Genomic DNA, 553 nt, shown 5'->3' with positions numbered 1-553 from the left:
TGATGATGCCTTCCTGACCGGTTTCGGGGTTTCTGCCGATTGCGAAGATGCGCACCACTGACGGCAGCGATTGGGCCAGAGAACCATTGAACGAGAGAACGCCGCGCGTTGCATCTTCGGGTGCGAGAAGCGTGCTTTCGGACTGAGCTTGGAGCGGCGAGCAAACCGCCATCGCGGCAGAAGCAAACAGAATCGCAACGGAGCGGCGCATCGGCGGTGTCCTTGATGTCTTTTGAGAGTGGGCGTTCTGGTGCGCCAGAGTTCAATTGTGGTCGAAATTTGGAGACGGCAGGGAGCAAGAGCCCCGAACTGACCGTCAATATCGGCGCATGAGCACGTCAGCCCCGGGCGGCACCGATGTGCGCGGTAGCCGCCCGAAGTCGAGCCCGAGGTCAGTTGGTGAGAAGCACATACTGGTTGTAGACCCGCCCGAGGTTCGAGATCTTCACCCGGAAGTTGCCGGTCCAAACCGGGTTCCATGCGCAGACCAATCGGTCGGTGTAGTCGGTGTCCGAGCAGATCAGGTTGTTGTTTTCATCGTAAACATAAAGGT

At 58.6% G+C, this 553-nt stretch carries 1 protein-coding gene; it reads right to left on the bottom strand.

Going from position 1 to position 553, the window contains the following annotated elements:
* On the bottom strand, positions 1-211 hold a 211-nt coding region (locus tag AX692_RS19485; protein WP_196491764.1), incomplete at its 3' end, for a hypothetical protein.
* Between the last annotated feature and the right edge of the window lie 342 nt (positions 212-553).

The organism is Erythrobacter donghaensis (assembly GCF_001557325.1).
Lineage (GTDB): Bacteria > Pseudomonadota > Alphaproteobacteria > Sphingomonadales > Sphingomonadaceae > Erythrobacter > Erythrobacter donghaensis_B.
This window is presented reverse-complemented; position numbering and strand designations above follow the sequence as displayed.